The sequence below is a fragment of the Pseudoalteromonas neustonica genome (genome assembly GCF_001653135.1).
Taxonomy (GTDB): Bacteria; Pseudomonadota; Gammaproteobacteria; order Enterobacterales; family Alteromonadaceae; genus Pseudoalteromonas; species Pseudoalteromonas neustonica.
This window is the reverse complement of the sequence record NZ_BDDS01000001.1, coordinates 329,602-346,066: the sequence shown is the minus strand read 5'-3', so window position 1 is coordinate 346,066 and position 16,465 is coordinate 329,602. Positions and strand designations below refer to the sequence as shown.

The 16,465-nt window shown below is 39.2% G+C and carries 15 protein-coding genes; 7 read left to right on the top strand and 8 right to left on the bottom strand.

The window, feature by feature from the left end:
• Positions 1 to 102: 102 nt before the first annotated feature.
• The 3 genes from A7967_RS01485 (at position 103) to A7967_RS01475 (ending at position 2,204) form a co-directional block, all read left to right on the top strand.
• Positions 103 to 999: a LysR substrate-binding domain-containing protein gene (locus A7967_RS01485; RefSeq protein WP_064435295.1), complete on the top strand. Its 897-nt coding sequence runs from the start codon at positions 103 to 105 to the stop codon at positions 997 to 999.
• A gap of 95 nt (positions 1,000 to 1,094) precedes the next feature.
• Positions 1,095 to 1,283 carry a hypothetical protein gene (locus A7967_RS01480; RefSeq protein WP_054203466.1) on the top strand — a complete coding sequence of 63 codons (189 nt, stop codon included), beginning with the start codon at positions 1,095 to 1,097 and terminating at the stop codon, positions 1,281 to 1,283.
• A 612-nt stretch (positions 1,284 to 1,895) separates the two neighbouring features.
• Positions 1,896 to 2,204 (top strand): hypothetical protein, encoded by a 309-nt coding sequence (locus A7967_RS01475; RefSeq protein ID WP_054203467.1) that lies wholly within the window; start codon positions 1,896 to 1,898, stop codon positions 2,202 to 2,204.
• A 134-nt stretch (positions 2,205 to 2,338) separates the two neighbouring features.
• On the opposite strand, the gene A7967_RS01470 is transcribed toward A7967_RS01475, so the two are convergent.
• Both A7967_RS01470 and A7967_RS01465 read right to left on the bottom strand, forming a co-directional pair.
• Positions 2,339 to 2,926, bottom strand: coding sequence for an acyl carrier protein phosphodiesterase (locus tag A7967_RS01470; RefSeq protein WP_064435294.1), 588 nt, complete (start codon positions 2,924 to 2,926; stop codon positions 2,339 to 2,341).
• 57 nt (positions 2,927 to 2,983) lie between these two features.
• Positions 2,984 to 4,126: a helix-turn-helix domain-containing protein gene (locus A7967_RS01465; protein ID WP_244507082.1), complete on the bottom strand. Its 1,143-nt coding sequence runs from the start codon at positions 4,124 to 4,126 to the stop codon at positions 2,984 to 2,986.
• Between the two features lie 232 nt (positions 4,127 to 4,358).
• Here A7967_RS01465 and A7967_RS01460 point away from each other — a divergent pair, with 232 nt between their 5' ends.
• The 3 genes from A7967_RS01460 to A7967_RS01450 all read left to right on the top strand — a co-directional run bounded on the left by A7967_RS01460 (position 4,359) and on the right by A7967_RS01450 (position 6,543).
• Positions 4,359 to 5,162, top strand: coding sequence for a DUF2306 domain-containing protein (locus tag A7967_RS01460; RefSeq protein ID WP_064435293.1), 804 nt, complete (start codon positions 4,359 to 4,361; stop codon positions 5,160 to 5,162).
• 300 nt (positions 5,163 to 5,462) lie between these two features.
• Complete coding sequence (locus A7967_RS01455) at positions 5,463 to 6,017, top strand: hypothetical protein (RefSeq protein WP_064435292.1); 555 nt, start codon at positions 5,463 to 5,465, stop codon at positions 6,015 to 6,017.
• 112 nt (positions 6,018 to 6,129) lie between these two features.
• Positions 6,130 to 6,543, top strand: a complete 414-nt coding sequence (locus A7967_RS01450; protein WP_064435291.1) for a DUF6326 family protein — start codon at positions 6,130 to 6,132, stop codon at positions 6,541 to 6,543.
• Between the two features lie 267 nt (positions 6,544 to 6,810).
• Here A7967_RS01450 and A7967_RS01445 read toward each other — a convergent pair whose 3' ends face one another.
• The 6 genes from A7967_RS01445 to A7967_RS01420 form a co-directional block, all read right to left on the bottom strand.
• Positions 6,811 to 8,211, bottom strand: coding sequence for a sensor histidine kinase (locus A7967_RS01445; RefSeq protein ID WP_064435383.1), 1,401 nt, complete (start codon positions 8,209 to 8,211; stop codon positions 6,811 to 6,813).
• Position 8,212: 1 nt separating this feature from the next.
• Positions 8,213 to 8,887, bottom strand: coding sequence for a response regulator transcription factor (locus A7967_RS01440; RefSeq protein ID WP_064435290.1), 675 nt, complete (start codon positions 8,885 to 8,887; stop codon positions 8,213 to 8,215).
• On the bottom strand, positions 8,887 to 11,931 hold the full coding sequence (locus A7967_RS01435) for an efflux RND transporter permease subunit (protein ID WP_064435289.1): 3,045 nt from the start codon (positions 11,929 to 11,931) through the stop codon (positions 8,887 to 8,889). Before A7967_RS01435 ends, A7967_RS01440 begins: the two co-directional genes overlap by 1 nt.
• A complete protein-coding gene (locus A7967_RS01430; protein ID WP_157756398.1) occupies positions 11,931 to 12,989 on the bottom strand; it encodes an efflux RND transporter periplasmic adaptor subunit in 1,059 nt (352 codons plus the stop codon). Before A7967_RS01430 ends, A7967_RS01435 begins: the two co-directional genes overlap by 1 nt.
• Entirely contained in the window at positions 12,979 to 13,722 is a 744-nt protein-coding gene (locus A7967_RS01425; RefSeq protein ID WP_064435287.1) for a MipA/OmpV family protein, read from the bottom strand. Before A7967_RS01425 ends, A7967_RS01430 begins: the two co-directional genes overlap by 11 nt.
• Before the next feature lie 668 nt (positions 13,723 to 14,390).
• On the bottom strand, positions 14,391 to 15,089 hold the full coding sequence (locus A7967_RS01420) for a DUF805 domain-containing protein (protein ID WP_054205612.1): 699 nt from the start codon (positions 15,087 to 15,089) through the stop codon (positions 14,391 to 14,393).
• 451 nt (positions 15,090 to 15,540) lie between these two features.
• Between A7967_RS01420 and A7967_RS01415 the strand changes: the two genes are divergently transcribed.
• Positions 15,541 to 16,464: a dienelactone hydrolase family protein gene (locus A7967_RS01415; RefSeq protein ID WP_064435286.1), complete on the top strand. Its 924-nt coding sequence runs from the start codon at positions 15,541 to 15,543 to the stop codon at positions 16,462 to 16,464.
• Position 16,465 lies beyond the last annotated feature (1 nt).

Below are 16,465 nucleotides of genomic sequence, written 5' to 3'. Positions count from 1 at the left end.
GCGCAGTAAAGGCAAGCCAGCACTCACTTTATATTGAATTATATTCACCTATTGCTGTTTTTAATTTATGCTTGAGTAAATTGCAGCTAGGCATCATTATAAATGAAACATAAATACCCTCCCCTTCACCTGTTAAGTATTTTTGAAGCCGCTGGACGTCTAGAAAACTTTAAAGCCGCCAGTGAAGAATTATTCATTACTCCATCAGCTGTTAGCCACCAAATAAAAGCGCTTGAAGGGCATTTAGGGTTTGCTTTGTTTCAACGAAAAAGCCGTGGTGTAGCACTCAATGCAGCAGGCGAAATGTATTTAAAATATGTGCAGCGAGGGCTAACCCAGTTTGAAGATGGTACTAAAAAGTTGCAGCACCACTTTTCGTCCCCTGCCCTTAAAATATCTTGTTTCACTTCCTTAGCCAGTAACATTATTATCCCACAACTTGGTGCATTTCAAGCTGCCCATCCAGATATAGAAATCAAAATAGAAATAGGGAATAAGCTGTCGGACTTGCGCTACGATGATATCGACTTAGCGATTAGGCTAGGTGATGGTAATTGGCCTAATACTATGACGCAAAAACTCGTCGATATTCAAGTGGCAGCAGTATGCTCACCCACCTTTGCCAATCAACACCAACCTCAATTATTAACAGATATTAGTCAATTACCGTTAATTGACTTTACCTATATTGACGACGCATGGCAGCAATGGGCAAAAGCCATGGGGGTAACACTCAACAGTAGCAAACGCTCACTTACATTTAATGATTACGAGTCTGCAATGAATGCTGCCACACAAGGATTAGGTATGACGCTTGCCATGTTTCCTATTGAAAATACGTCACTGAGTCGCGGGATGATTGTCGCACCATTTAATGAATTTATGCCCTACCCAAAATCATTGTATGCAGTTTATCGACAAGAAGATGCTGAACGCCACGATATTCAATGTTTTATCAATTGGCTAAAAAAGTCAGACCTACTGCCACGCAATAGATGAGTATGACTCACTCATCGAGTGAATATTATCCTTTTGTGCCGCTAACCATTTGTTTCTAAAATAGCCCATATATTAGCAAACACAATGAATAGCCCATGCTCAATAAAGCCTTACTGATCTGTTATCGCATCATCGCCACTGTGATCATCCTGATGCCGTTGATACTCAACGTCGTTATGCGAGGTGACGTAGTAGCCTCGTTTATTTATGTACCATTACTTGCCCTTGTACTGCTACTTATTGCTGTTTACTGTGATGATAAGCTGGTGCGATTTATCACTTAGGGCAAAAGGTCTGGTTTTATCAAAACAACCACCTGGATCATAGTGTTTATATTTGCGTTGTAGCTGTTTTATATACCCAAGCCACCTCAAGATGCAGAATTCAGCGTTTCACAGGGGTTTAATATCAAGGCGTTACTTTGCAACAATGGCTATCCCTTTTAAGAAGTAATAACGCTGAGAGTAAGTGCCTGTGAAACGCCCAAAGGGTTGGTTTAAATAAAAATTTAACAACGTTATAACCTTGATTTAATTAGTTAAACTGTTCAAATATTTATGCAGATTGGTATTATCACTTCCTCTACATTGTGGAGCTAATTTGTCGTGATAAATATCGAACTGCAATAGACTCGTGTTAAACCGCAAGTTCGGCTTCAACCCAAAAGCACGAGATTTGAAGTTGCAAATAGATTTATTTCATACACCTTTTTTCATAATAAATCACAGTAAATTAGCCACCAATTCGCAAGTTCTGCACCTACAACAAATAGCCCATATGACTTAGCTTTTGGATAAGATTTAGCTTAACTCTTGCTTAAAGTTGTTGGCACTCTGCAAGCTCGGTTATAATCCACTTATCTGGCTGCATTTTTAGCCTCTAATTGGATTAAAACGATGAAAAAACTTTCTGCAGTGCAAATAAAACAACAAGCAGTGGTAATAAAAACTGCTGATACACTTGAAGAACAAGCCCGTACTGAAATCCCTGGCATGTTACAATGCTGGTTTGATGTGCAATATCACTTATTTCCAAGTTCTTTGCTACTGTGCTTCCAGTTTGAAGATCAGCAATCGTTAGAAGCGGCAGAACCCGATCTATTAAAATGGCAAAAACGCTTAAGTGGCGCGATGTTAAAAAAAGGCGTTATTTTAAAAGACATGCGTAGGCATTTAGTTTTCACGTTAAAAGGGCCTGATGAGTAAGCCAGGTTTAGCCATCAATCAAGACGATTTTAGCGGAATTATTTTTTATTTAGGTCAAAATTAATTCCGCCAAGCGATACCTCTACCTCACATAACTTTCAGGCTAAAGCCTGACCTACATTTACGTTACCATCTTAAGCTCCCTCAAGAGCGCATTGATTCACATGCTTAATCAACTCAGGGAAGAATGCTAAAAAAATAGCATCTAATTCAGTGTAATAACGGGTAATATCTTCAGCAGCGCCAGTAAAGGTGTTAGTAAAACGAATCCGCGCAGCAATATTATCAAGCGCCAGCCCCACCCCATCGACAGTTTCGTACTCTTTAAACCAATCGTTTTCTGTCATGCTGGTTACTACGCGCTGCATTCGCGCTGGCATAACGGGTATACGTTTACCCAAAAGCCCATAACTGGTTTGCTTAAAGTCATTTAGTGGTTGTTGATTAAAAGTATGCCAATGCTGAATAAGAAAATGATCAAACAACACATCAATCGCAACCCCTGCGAAGCGCCTACGCTTAGGAGAAAAATACTGCTTCGCTTCTTTTACAAAAGGGTGTGAATCTGTGAATTTATCGACTAAATAATGATTATCTAGCGCATTTTTAACCGTGGTGGGTATCTGTGTTAACTGCCGTTGGCCACCAAAATCTCCCAGTAAATTCCCAAAATGTGAGTCGGCAGTAGGTTTTGCTAAATAAAGGTGGGCTAAATAATTCAAAACAGTCCTACGATAGTTAATACAACCTAATGCATATCACTAAGAATCAATAAGTATCTACTCAACCAGCCCTGCAAGGATCGGACTTTGATAGTCACTATTTTGTTTTCGATATTCATTAGGAATACTCCCTACGATAGCTTTAAACACCCGGTTAAAGGTCGCCAGAGACGAAAAGCCGCTCTCAAGTGCAATACTCAAAATACTCCACTCTTTAGCTTGCTCACTTGCTAATAACGCTTTCGCATAATTTACACGGTATTGGTTAATAAACAGGTTAAAATTAGCTACTTTATAGTGAAAGCGAATCGCCCGGCTAATTTTATATTCAGGCACCATCAGCGCTTGCGCAAAATCTGAAATTTTAAGATTCGTTTGTAAAAATAGCTTTTTTTTGTTTATGAGTTCAGAAATACCAGCTATCAACTCAGTCGGTACTTGCTCTTGATGATGAGTGCTATTGCTAAGATGCTTTACTTCATCGCTATCAAAACCAACCTCACTCTCATAATTTTGAGGTGATGTTTGCTTGTTGGAGATACTTGCTTGAAGTGCCATGACTGCTTGCATCGCTAATACAATTAACAGCGCAGATGAAGTAATAATTATGGGGTTATAAAGCTCAATTTCAGCTGGGCTAAATATAAATACAGGTAATATACTGGCATTAAAAACAGCTAAAAAGTAGGCACTAGCAAAAATCACTGATTGCACTTTTTGAGCGTGTGTTTTGCTATTAAAGCCTCTCATCGACTCCCAAAAAGAAAGCACTAAAATGCACGATGAAAGTAAACCTGTTATTTCATTCATGCCTTGTTTTAACCGCCACATTACATGACTGCTAGAAAGTGCTTGCGGATCAAGGCTAACCAAATAGTGCCATGTTTGATTAAACATGATCAACAGCGCGATGGTTACAGCCACTGCCACATGTCTGCGTGAAATAGGGTTATGCTCACGGAATAAAGCCCGTGATATTAACCATGATGCATTACATGTTGCACAAGTAAACAAGCCAATAAAATACTGATATTCCCCCAAGCTTGGTGCACTAATTTTTTGCGCCCCCACCATACAAAGGGAGCCACAAAATACCACAAATAAATAATGAACCAGCTGCTTATCTTTTTTCAACGCATTTAAAAACATTAACCCCATACAAACAAAAAGAAGAAGATAATAAGGGGAATAATTTTGCATAATAGCGTGCTCTTAAAATGACGTTTTAACAAACAACGTGGCCTGAATTACATAGTACAAATTAACATACATATTGGCAAAAAAACTTTGTTAGTGAATATGTCTATACCGCCCTCGCTAATTGCAAAAATTTATCAATATATCGTTGCTCAAATTCCGAATTTGATAAGAAACCGCCCTACAAGCCCTTTATATTGGTGTTATCTGTATCATTGATAAAAAGAAAACACCAATGCCTAAAATTAAAATAACACCAAATACACTGCTCAATAACAGTAAAAAAATATGGTTTACGTGCCTATTGATGGCACAAATCTGCTTTGTTACTTACCTCGCCTTAGGGTACGGGCTCACGGGGATCACTACGGGAATATCTGGCTGGAGTCGCCTAAATAGCACCGCCTATGTTGCCAGCGACCCCATCGGTAATTCAATGTATGCGGTACATGTATTACTCGCCATAGTGATGATAATTGGCGGTAGCTTACAGCTCATACCCGCAATAAGAGCAAAGTATACTAAGTTTCATCGCTATAATGGCCGCGTGTTCGTATTGTTTGCCTGTACCATCTCTGTAGCAGGTATGTACCTTATGATAGCCAGAGGAACCGTCGGCAACACCTTAATGCAAGGACTAACTATATTTGGTGGTTGCGTGGTTATTTTATCAAGCATATTAGCTGTTAGAGCCGCCAAGAAACGTAATATTAGCCTTCATAAAATATGGGCAATACGCTTATACCTCGCAGCTAATGGTGTACTGTTTTTTCGGTTGATGATTTTTGCTTGGTTCTTACTATTTGGTACTTTAGGAGTTGATACCACAACGTTTACCGGTCCAACCGTGCTAGCTGTAAGTATTTGCTCTTATGTAATCCCTTTACTAATTGCTGAGCTGGTAAGACATGCCGAAACTACAACTAATAAAATTATTACAATCGCCACAGCAAGCTTAATGGTGTTGATATCCATTATATTCTTGGTGGGTTTATTTGGGATCGGGCTAGCCGAATGGTATCCGGCGATAGTTAGTTAACATAATCAATAACCATTGAAGAAGAGAAGCCGAAGCAGATGGACAAATACAGTGTAAAAAACACTTAAAATAGTCATCAATTAAAAAGTGTATTTTCGTATTCTATTCATAGCGGTCTAGACATAGCAATTAACTAAATGAGCAACAAACTGTAAAAACAAGACGTTGATATGTAAAGTAAACATTTAATCCATTTGGTTATTTCCGCTTAGCAAGGTATGGACGATACATCAATAAAAATAAATTAAAAACGAGTTATTCTACGGCTCGTTAGGCACACACTTAAACTCGAGAATAAAAATGACTAAAAGCAATTCAAAAAAATTAAAATACTACGTGATTGCAGCTACCATACTTTTTGTAGCGGCACATCTATTATGGGAGCATTTAAATGGTGGAATATTGAGCCATCACTTGTTGCACCGCTCTGATTATCCTTCAATATCAAACTGGTGGGGATTATTAATCCTTCCATTCTTGGCTTGGCTTTCTACAGTAAGGATAGAGAAGCGTGTAACTCTTCAACCTGATGACGCGCTAGTAAGGGCAAAAATTTTACGAGTCTTACTCATCGGTTTTTTTTGCATGCTGGTCTTGAGCTTTGTACAGTCACTCAGTTTTAGTGCTGGCTACGAAAACGTTGCAATTTACTTGTCTTTAGGTTTGGTAGTAGTCGGTTTATTCCTACCTATATACAGAACTGAGTGTATTTTTGGTTATGTATTTGGCTCAATAGTTTCTACTGGAGCAATAATTCCGCTTATAGGTATATTGGTAATAGCGGGGATTTCATGGTTTTCTCACGTATATATAAAGCCATTAGTTTTTCGAGTTATCAGGGCGAAACCGCTGTAGTCTAGCCTAACAATCCACCTCATTCGGGGTCTGCGAGCTCACAAGTTCGCGCGCATGTGCGGGGCGTTAGACATAAATCTAAACTATATAGAAATATTTAAGGTGATTTGTAATGTTGAAACTATCAGAATACGAAGTAAATATAAAAATAAAACTTAGCGCAATATGGGCGTCCGCTATGTCTTTGTATATTTATTGTGACTACTTCGAACTATATACGCCCGAAAAATTAGAAAGCATGATAAATGGCACGACTCTTTTTGGCTCAGGTGACCAAGGTGTTTTACTGGGTTTATCATCAATAATGTTAGTAACCAGTTTAATGATCTGCTTATCCATACTATTACCAGCGACTATTAATAGAGTTTTAAACATTCTTGTCGGTTTAATAATGACACTAATGTTAGGTTATCTTACCTATGTAGCTGGGTGGTATTTTTATAAAATGTATGCAGCAGTTGAAGCTATTTTAACTTTGCTAATTGTTTGGTTCGCATGGACTTGGCCAAAAGAGTCAAATGCCTAATAAATAATGGAACGCCTTGATATTAAGCTCCAGTGAAATGCGGAATCCTGCACATTGAGGTGGCCTGAGTATATTATAGCGATATAAAAACAGCTCAATAACAAAGCAAAATCACTTATATAGTTATTCTATATAAGTGATTTTTAACGCAGTGAGTAAACCACCCATTTTAAAAATTAAAATCAAAATCAAAATCAAAAGCTTATGCAAAAAAACATTATCCATGAATTTATTTTGCCAATTAACATTCATTATTTCGTATTCAGCTTAGCTAAAATCTAACCGCATAAGTGCACCGTTAAGCTCTGGGCAAATATCAATAATTAAGCGTCCTTGGTGTGCTCGGCAGATTTCATCAACGATAGCTAAACCTAAACCACTACCTTTATTATCTGACTGGCCCTTCCGCCAAAATACTTGCGTTGCCATCTCTTTATCTACGTCATTAAAACCAGTGCCATTATCACTAACACTGATGCTATTATTGGCGACTACAGCAATTACTCTACCTTGTTTGGGGGAGTATTTAAGTGCATTTTCAAGTAAGTTTTTACAGGCTATGGTTAATGAAGCTTTATCACCTTCAACATAACAATCTTGATCTTTTACTATCAGTTCAAGATCTTTATTAAGACTTAAAACCATTGGTCCTAGCATTTGACATGCCTGCGACATTACCTCTGCTAAGTTGACTTGTTGCGTAGAATAACTGTGCTGACTTTGCGCCCGAGATAAATCCAACAGCTGTTCAACTAATCGACTCATATAGGTAATGTCAGTTAATAACGTCTGCCTGATAACCTCAGGAATATCATTAAGCTCTACTCGTCCCTGTAAAATAGTTAGCGGCGTACGTAATTCGTGGGCAGCATTGGCGACAAAGCGTTTTTGTTGATTAAAACCTAATTCAACTCTATCTAATGCTCTATTCATTGCTTCCGTAAGTGGTTGTATTTCATTTGGTACATGTTCAACTTGCAGTCGCTTTTCCATCTGATCTGGCTCAATTTGATTTGCTTGCATCGAAATACTACGAATTTTTTTAGTGATACTATTTATGGAGAAGAAGCAAACCGCAATAAATAGTGCCAAAGAGGTGCCTGCGGCTAAATACATACTATTAATAATGGCTGGTAAAACCGCTTCTTCGGCAAATTTCCCTAAACGATCACTACGCACTACATCAATATAAATCGGCAGGCCATTAATACTGTCTGCATGACGAAAACCAATAACCTCACCTAAATCAGACGCTAAGGTTACCCCTCCTTCGGGTATATTCAACGGTACATAATGTAGTAGCGTTTTATACTTTTCTTCTAGTGGTGCAGATTTTATTAGCTCCTTTAAAGAGGTTTGGCTTACGACCCTAAAGCCAATATTGCTGTATAAAGCATCATAAGACCATTGAGAAACTTCACTAAGGTTAACAGTCAAATCCCCCTGTTCATCCATGGTTAACGCATCATGAATATCAAACGCAAGCTCTTTTGAAGCTTCATTAGCCGCAATACTGGCAAAGGAACTGGTAGAGCAATATGCATAAACGGCTGCAACACTAAGAAACAATATCAAACCAGCCAAAACATAATGCTTTAACAGGGTATAAGTTAGTGAATGGCGGTAGTTTTTTAATCGCGTAATATTATTGTGAAAATATGACTTCATATTATGCTTCATGTTGTAAAACATAACCGATTCCACGTAGCGTTTTCACATTAAAAGAGGCTTTGTGTTGCAATAGCTTCTTCCTTAATCTATGCACAGCAACTTGCACGGCATTTTCACTGATATCATCATCGAAACCAAATAAACTGCTGATGATAGCGTCTTTTGACACCGTAAGGCCGGTATTGCGTAACAAGTAGCTGAGGATAGAAAACTCGGTTTTCCCCAACTCAACACGCGCACCTTCAACCGATAAATGTGACGTTCTCAGATCTAAAACCATATTGCCATGGCATAACTGATTACCAGTAAAATGGTCAGGGCGGCGTAATAAAGCGCGGAGTCTTGCCAATAACTCTTCTGTAGCAAATGGTTTTGCTAAATAGTCATCTGCACCACCATCCAAGCCTTCAATTTTGTCTTGCAAACTACCACGCGCTGTCAGGATTAACACTGGCGTGGTGCAACTAAGGTGACGCAATCTAGCTAATACCTGCATGCCGTCCATATCGGGTAAACCTAAGTCTAAAATAATAGCGTCAAAGCGTGTGGCTGCGCACATAGCCAAGGCTAGTTTGCCCGTTACTGCTATATCACTACGAGCATTTAGTTTAAAACAAGCCAACTTTAATAATTCTGCAACCTGAATATTATCTTCTACCACTAAAATTCGCATTAATACCTCTCTACAGCCAGAGTAACTTTATCACTCTGTGCAGCTTTAGTTTGCTTTTTAGACCAAACCAACTTGGTTGCACAAGGAACAACAATTAAGGTTAGAAGAGTCGAAAATATCATGCCGCTCATCATAGCCCATGCCAATGGTGGCCACAATGGGCTGCTAGAATACGCCAGAGGCAGTAAACCTAGGACTGTTGTTAACGTACTTAATAAGATGGGTCGAATGCGTAAAATGACCGAATTAATAAGGGCAGCCTCTAATTTTTGGCCTTGATTAATTTCAGATAAAAATTTATCAATCAATACAATGCCATTATTTACCACCACGCCAACTAACCCTAATACACCCAGCAAGGCCATAAAACCAAATGCTTTACCTGATAACGCTAAGCCGGGATAAATACCTAAAACAGCCATAGGAATACTAAGCAAAATAATGAAGGTTAAACGAATAGAACCAAATTGCGCTAACAAACAAGTGACCAAGAGCAGTAAACCGACGGGCAAAGCTTTCATGATTGCACTGTTGGCATCACTTGATTCTTCGCCTTCACCACCAAAGCTAATTTCAACATTAAAGTCATCGGATATCGTCTTCAAGTTAATCGCCAGTGACTCTAATACACTGTCATCGTTTGCACCAACAAGTAAGTCGGCACGTACTGCCATGCTCGCTTGCATATTTCGACGAAATAACTGCGGCGATTCAGAACTAAAATAGGGTTGAGCAAACAAACTGATAGGCCATTGTCCGCGCTCATTAACTAAGGTAATACTCGTTAGGTTACTGCTGTGAGTTGTGTCTTTTTCGGAAGCTTTGATGTAAACGGGCACGGCATAACCATTGTCATTGATTACCGTCGCCAAGTACCCTTCACTTAACCATTGCAAATAACTACCAATATCTTGATTACTTATACCGGCCTTGTTCATTTCAATTCGGTCAAAGCGATATTTCATTGCAGTAACTCTTTCGTTATAAAGAATACGGCTATTTATTGTTTGATCATGCGCAATTAACAATTCGCGTATTTTCTCACTGGCCTGTGCTAACTGTTTACGATCATTACCATTAATAAATATTTCAATGGGGCTATCAATCGGCGGCCCCTGCCCCAACTCTTTCGCGCGGATATATGCATTACTTTGCCAACCATCAAGTGCTGTATTTAACGATCGAACTACATCTCGTGTATTAGCACCATGCTTGGTATGAAAAGCGATACGAGCCATATGTTTTTGTCTTGGCAAGGTATTAAGATTGTAATAAAAGCCCGGCCCTGAATAACCAATAAAGCTGGCAATGTCAGTGATGCTTTCATTACCTCTAAGTAATTTTTCCGTCATTTTTACCTGAGTAAGTGTGCTTTGGTAGCTACTGCCCGCGGGTAATTCAATGTCAATATAAGCAGTAGTACGTGATGTTGTAGGGAAAAACTCGTTACCCACCCAAGCTTGACTACCCGAGAGCCCAGCTAAAATGATAAAACAAAATAATAAACTGGTTTTGGGTGCGCTAATTATTTTTTCAATAAAGCGTATGCCCAATTCACTTCCTGTATGACTACTTTTGACCTTAAGTAAATGCCGACCTAAAGCGGGTACCAAAATCAGTGCAACAAACAAACTGCTGGCAATGCCGGTAATGACTACAACAGGAATGGTACGAACAAAATCGGCAACGTCACCTGTAGCCAATAACATAGGTAAAAAAGCCGCTATGGTGGTTAACGAGGCACATAATAATGGTTTGGTTAATTCACTGATGGTGCGCTTTGACGCTGCTAATGCAGACATGCCTTGTTGACGGTAGCGTTGCATTAATTCGGCGCTGACAATACTGTTATCAACCACTAAGCCTAAACTGATCACTAAACCAGCCATAGACATTTGCTCTAATACGCCATTAAATAAACCACCATAAATTAAGATAGTAGTTGCCGTAGATACAGGAATAGCCACCGACACCATTAACGCTAAGCGCCAATCCATTAATATAAATAACACTAACGCGAGCAGTACAAAACTAAATAGTAATGACCAAGACAACCCCGTTAGTCGTTCATTGGTCCAACGTGGCTGGAAAAACACTTTCTCAATTACTAACTCTGGATAAGCTTGGTTTATTTTTAGCAGGGCGTGATCAAATCGGCTAATAAAGTCAGTCACCCGTAAACTATCTGGAGCCAAGGTAATAGCCAGGCCTATACTGCTTTTACCATTAAATCTAAAGCCAATGTCAGCAAATTCATCTGGCTGCTCTTGTACAGATAGCAGTTGCGCTAGAATAAAATTTTGTCCTTGCTTATTATTTATCGCCAAACTATTTATTTGGGCGCTATCAGTTAGTCCACCTGGAGATTGCACAGGATTTAAGTATTCGAGGCTACGTAAACTGTCTACTGGACGATACACGTTCTGTTCGCTAACTAATAATGCGATACCTAAAGGGGAAATACCTGACGATAACTGCTGTTGTGCGGTGTAAGTTAAATTGACTCGCCGACCCGGATCAGCAACTAATTCTACATTACGTATTCCACTAACTTGTAATAGCATTTCTTTAATAGAGAGTGCCGCAGCACGTTGTTCAAGCACCGAGTGACTTTCTTTTGCTTGAATGCTCAGTACAATGCCTTGCGTATCACCAATACGATCATTTAAAGTAAGTTGACTAACACCTGATGGTAACACATCAGTAAGTTTTGCAATTTCATTACGAATACGCTGCCAAGCAAGGTCCGTTTCATAAATATGCCCTGCCAGCTCAAGTGAGATAACTCCTTGACCAGGTAAACTACTGCTATCTATCTGGACTAAGTCTTCCAACCCACTTAACTGACGTTCGATCACTTTAATAGCATTATCTTCCACTTCTGCCGCAGTAGCCCCAGGGTAACTAAAGTTGATGTGAGCTGAGCGGTATGGAAACGTTGGGTCTTCTTGATTATAAATATTAAACCAACTCACGCTACCTAGAAGCACTAATAAGCATGCTGTTGACAGCACTAACCTGTCATTAAATAGCCAAGCAAACATTAGTGCAGCCCTCGACTTTTGTCGATATCATTCAGCACCCAAGCCGTCGTGCTTTCAGCCATAATGGTGTTTGCGCAACAACTCGCTAAATCTACCTGTGCTGATATAGCGCGCAATAGCAGGTAATCACCTTTGATTGCTTCAACAATAACGCCGATTTTCGTTTGTTTTACATCGTCATAAACATAGCCTTCGCCAGCCAAATCATATTGAAGTGAAGACTGTTTTACACGGTATAAAACCTCCGCAGAATTAATCCTCAGCTGCGCTTGTAACCCTATGAATTTATGCTGCGCTTGACTTAAAGCGACAGTTACTTCAAACAATCGACTAGCGCCTTTTTTTGGTCGAGCCAACTCGGTAATAAGCACTTGTTGATGCAGCCCTAAAGCAGGGATAGTTAAGGTGACTTGTTGACCTAATGATAAGGAAATGGCAAAACGCTCAGGTAACTCGAATCGGGCCTTTTGGCGTTTAACTTCATCTAAAACAAGTACAGACTGACCCGTATTAAGGTAGTCACTTTGTCGAACATGAAGGTGACTTACTAATCCTGAAAAAGGAGCGCGAATTAAGCGCTCTTGATAGCGATTATTGCTGCTGTTTACCTGCGCTTGCGCAACAGCTAAACCCGCTTTTGTTGCCAAATAGCTTGCTTCTAAGTTATCAACATCAGTCTGCGCGAGTAAACCTTGTTGATGTAATGAGTTTGCTCTTTGCCACTCTTTTTGCGCATGAATGAGATTAGCTTTTTTTTCTCGGTAATTAGCTTGCGCTTGATGCCAGTTATCCGCCCACTCGGGCGAATAAATTTCGGCAATGATATCGCCTTTATTAACGGTACTGCCATTTAGCAAAGACAAAGAAATAACTCTCCCTGCTTGCATAGAGCGTAAACTTACCGACTGTTGACCTTCAATGATGCCAGTGAAAAATGTACTTATACGCTCTTGCCCAATATTAGCATCAGTAACACTTTTTGCTTGGCCAAGCGGTGATAACAAAAGACCTAAGCAAGCTAAAAATCCACAGAGCATGGGGCTAGCTTTAGAAAACATAAGCGTAACCCATAATAAACTCATAACTATTGCTACCATCAACAAGGGGGCTATCTTCTATACTGCTGCCTAATACTGAGTACTCTAATCTAAAAATCACCCTATGATGCGGGCCTGACCACCACATACCTCTTAAACCAGCAACCGCTTGGGTTGCTGCATCTGCCTGGTAAAAATCACGCGTGGTGGTTACTTCCTCTTGACGCACGCCATAGTAATAGTCGACTAATTCTTCACTTTGATATTCCAGCCCAATAAAAGGCGTTAACATGGTAGATTCAAATTTAAAATTATGACCAAAGGTAAGACCGGCTTGATAGCCCTCATGCTTGCCCAACACATCAGCTGCCATGCTAAAACCAACATCTACCGGCCCTAGTTCGTACTCCAAGGCAAAGCCCAAATCTATGGTTGAATCTCTATCTTTCATACCGGTAAAAAACTTGTCATCATCTGCTGAATAACCGTCAAGACGAATAGAGCCGGTAAGGTCAAATGTAAATTCATCACCTCGATGTAGATTATATTTAACTTCTGGGCCAAGCAGACTAAAATCACCATAATTAATAAGTAATGCTGGTACAACGTTACTTTCGGCGCCTATATCATAACCAGCATTTTGTGATATTACAGCTAGGCCAATACCAAGCTCATTTTGTTGAGCCTCTTGCGCGTTGGCACCAAAGCTTAAAAGTAAAAGTGAGTAACTTAAAGGAAGTAGTTTTTTATTCATTGGTATATCCAAATTGATTAAATCTGGCTATACCATAATAACTGTAACTTTCCTGAACATTACAGTTCAGGATTATTTTGCTCTAAGACAACAGAAATAAAAAATTAAAGAGCCCCACCAAAAGCCAATACATTCAAAATTTTAATTAAGTTAATCACCTCAAACAATTAAGCAGGCCTCATCTAAATAACATCTCACAAATAACCCTATGTCATAATTTCTGCCTTGATATTGCACTCTTTCACTCATTTTGGACAAGTACACAATCGCCACACGATAAATTATAGGAATATAAATTATTACCTTAAGGCAATGTTTAAATTGAGTATATTATCAAACAGGTTACTTCAGACATCTTACTGCGCACCTGCTAGCTGTTTTAAATGCTACTGAAGATACTGTAGGAGTAACGTGTGTCCAAGCTTATTTGATTGTTTTCTTGCAGTTGATACGCACACTTTGCTTTTTCACTAACCGGGGATTAGTAAAAACACACACTTTAAAGAGAAGGGTTATTTTAGAAGTAATATATATACAGTGCAGATATAAAGCCGCTGGGTAGATTAACAACCCTGACTTTATTTATATAAATGAAGTCAGGTGTAACCTTCGTAATTTTCACTCTCGCATTGAGCTAAATACTCACCTATTAGCTTAGCTGTTGTACTTTATTGAGTGAGCGCTTCACCAAAACGATTTGCCTTCAGCTTACCTTTCGCAAAACCTAAGTAAATAATACAACTAATCGAGCCAATAAAAGGAATTAAAAAGCATAACGTCATCCAGCCAGATATATTAAGGTCATGCCAACGCTTAATTGTCACCATAAGATTTATCCAAATCAAGCACCCTAATACTACAAACAAGGTTAAGTACATAAGCCCTGTAGAGAACCACGTTTCTTCCATAGGGTAATCCCCCATATTAGATAGTCCATGAATAATTGATATAAACAAAACGGCATTAGACACAGCAACAAACCAATAAATACTTCGCGTTACTCGACCTCGCCATGATAAAAGAATGCTCGCAGCAGAAGTATTAAGCACTTTGCTACTCCATAAATTAAATAAAAATGCAGGCAGTAATATAAAAACACTAAAGTTGTATATTAAACGAGCGGTTAGTAGATATGCTTGATAATATTCAATGGAGAAAGGAAGAAAGCTCCCCGCAAGGGGATACATGTTATAAAAAGCTGATGAGACTAAACAGCAAACGAGAAAGCTCACCAACCAATAGCGCCCTGGTATATTTTTTAAAGACAGGCTAATAGCTAAAAAACAAATATAAAAAAGAGGCTCAGATAAATAATAAGCAATGTTGATTGAATCATGAAGACAATCGAGTTCGGTATTACAAAACATTACAGTCCTTGTAGTGTGCATATTAAAGTGAAATGTAGGCTACCCGACTCAAATTTTTTGTCAACAATATGAAACGGTACAAAGGCGCAGGCTGAACAGTTGTGCCTTCATTAAATTATTAAAAAACATATTATTAAACAAAGTGCCCGCCTAGTTTAGCTTTTTTGCCTAAAACCCCTTCCAAGCTGCACAATTCCAAGTCCTGTAATTAACAGTGTGCAAATAATAAGGATAAATTTACTGACAAAATATGTGCCTGCCCTTTTTTATGCTCACTCATAAAAGTGTGTGCGTTTGAGGTGAACAAAATGGCTATACACAAACTTATTTAAAACCAGCGAGTGTGATTTTAAAATTAAAGTCTCTTTTGCAAAAAAAGTTATTGCTCTTCACATCTATTTCACACCTGCGTTGTTACCGTTTAACCAATAAAACAAAAGAGGTTTACCTTATGCCATTCATTAAAAATAACATTCTTCGTTACACGCTTATTACTGCCATAATTATATTACTTGCAGGCGGGGGCTGGTTTTTTCATTTCTCGTTGACACCTTATCAAGTAAGCTATGAGCAAGTACAAGCGCATTATGCTTACCAAGCAGGTAATGATTTACATTGGCAACAAACTAAAATTGAAGACAACTATGACGAATTTACTTACCAAAGCTTCGATGGTCAAATTGTAAATGGTCGAATCAAATACCCTGTAACGCATGCTAATTCAACGCAGCCCATGCCCGTTTTAATTGGTATACATGCACTGGGTCGGAGTCAAATACGGTGGTTTCAAGATAGCTTTAGAACCCGCCCAACAATTACATCTGTTGATAAAATCACGCAACAAGCACTCAAACAAGGCTACGCCGTCATAGCCATTGACGCTCGTAATCACGGCCTTCGTAAAGACCCTAACTACTCTATACGTGACGTGATGATGGATTTACATTACTTCGGTGACAAAGCCCCGTATGAAGCGCTGATCACCGATACAGTCAAAGATCACCGCGTGCTCCTTGATTGGATAGCGCAGCAGCCACAGTTTGACCCGTTGCGTATAAATGTTGCGGGCTACAGTATGGGTGGGCAAGCAAGCTTATTATTGGCGGGTATCGACCCACGTATCAATAATGTAGCAGCCATTGTTCCTCCCCACCTAGATGATAAAACAGCACTGGTTGCGCCTAAGAATGTGTTAATAGGTCTGGCTAACAACAAAGTCTGGCTACTTACAGCGGACGATGACGAATACGCAAGCAAACAACAAAACAGCATGTTATTCAATCTGATACCGAGTGAAAATAAAAAGCACTTTCGCTTTGACAGTAGCCATATTCTGCCTTCAAACTATGTCGATGACTTAACTGACTGGCTGTGAG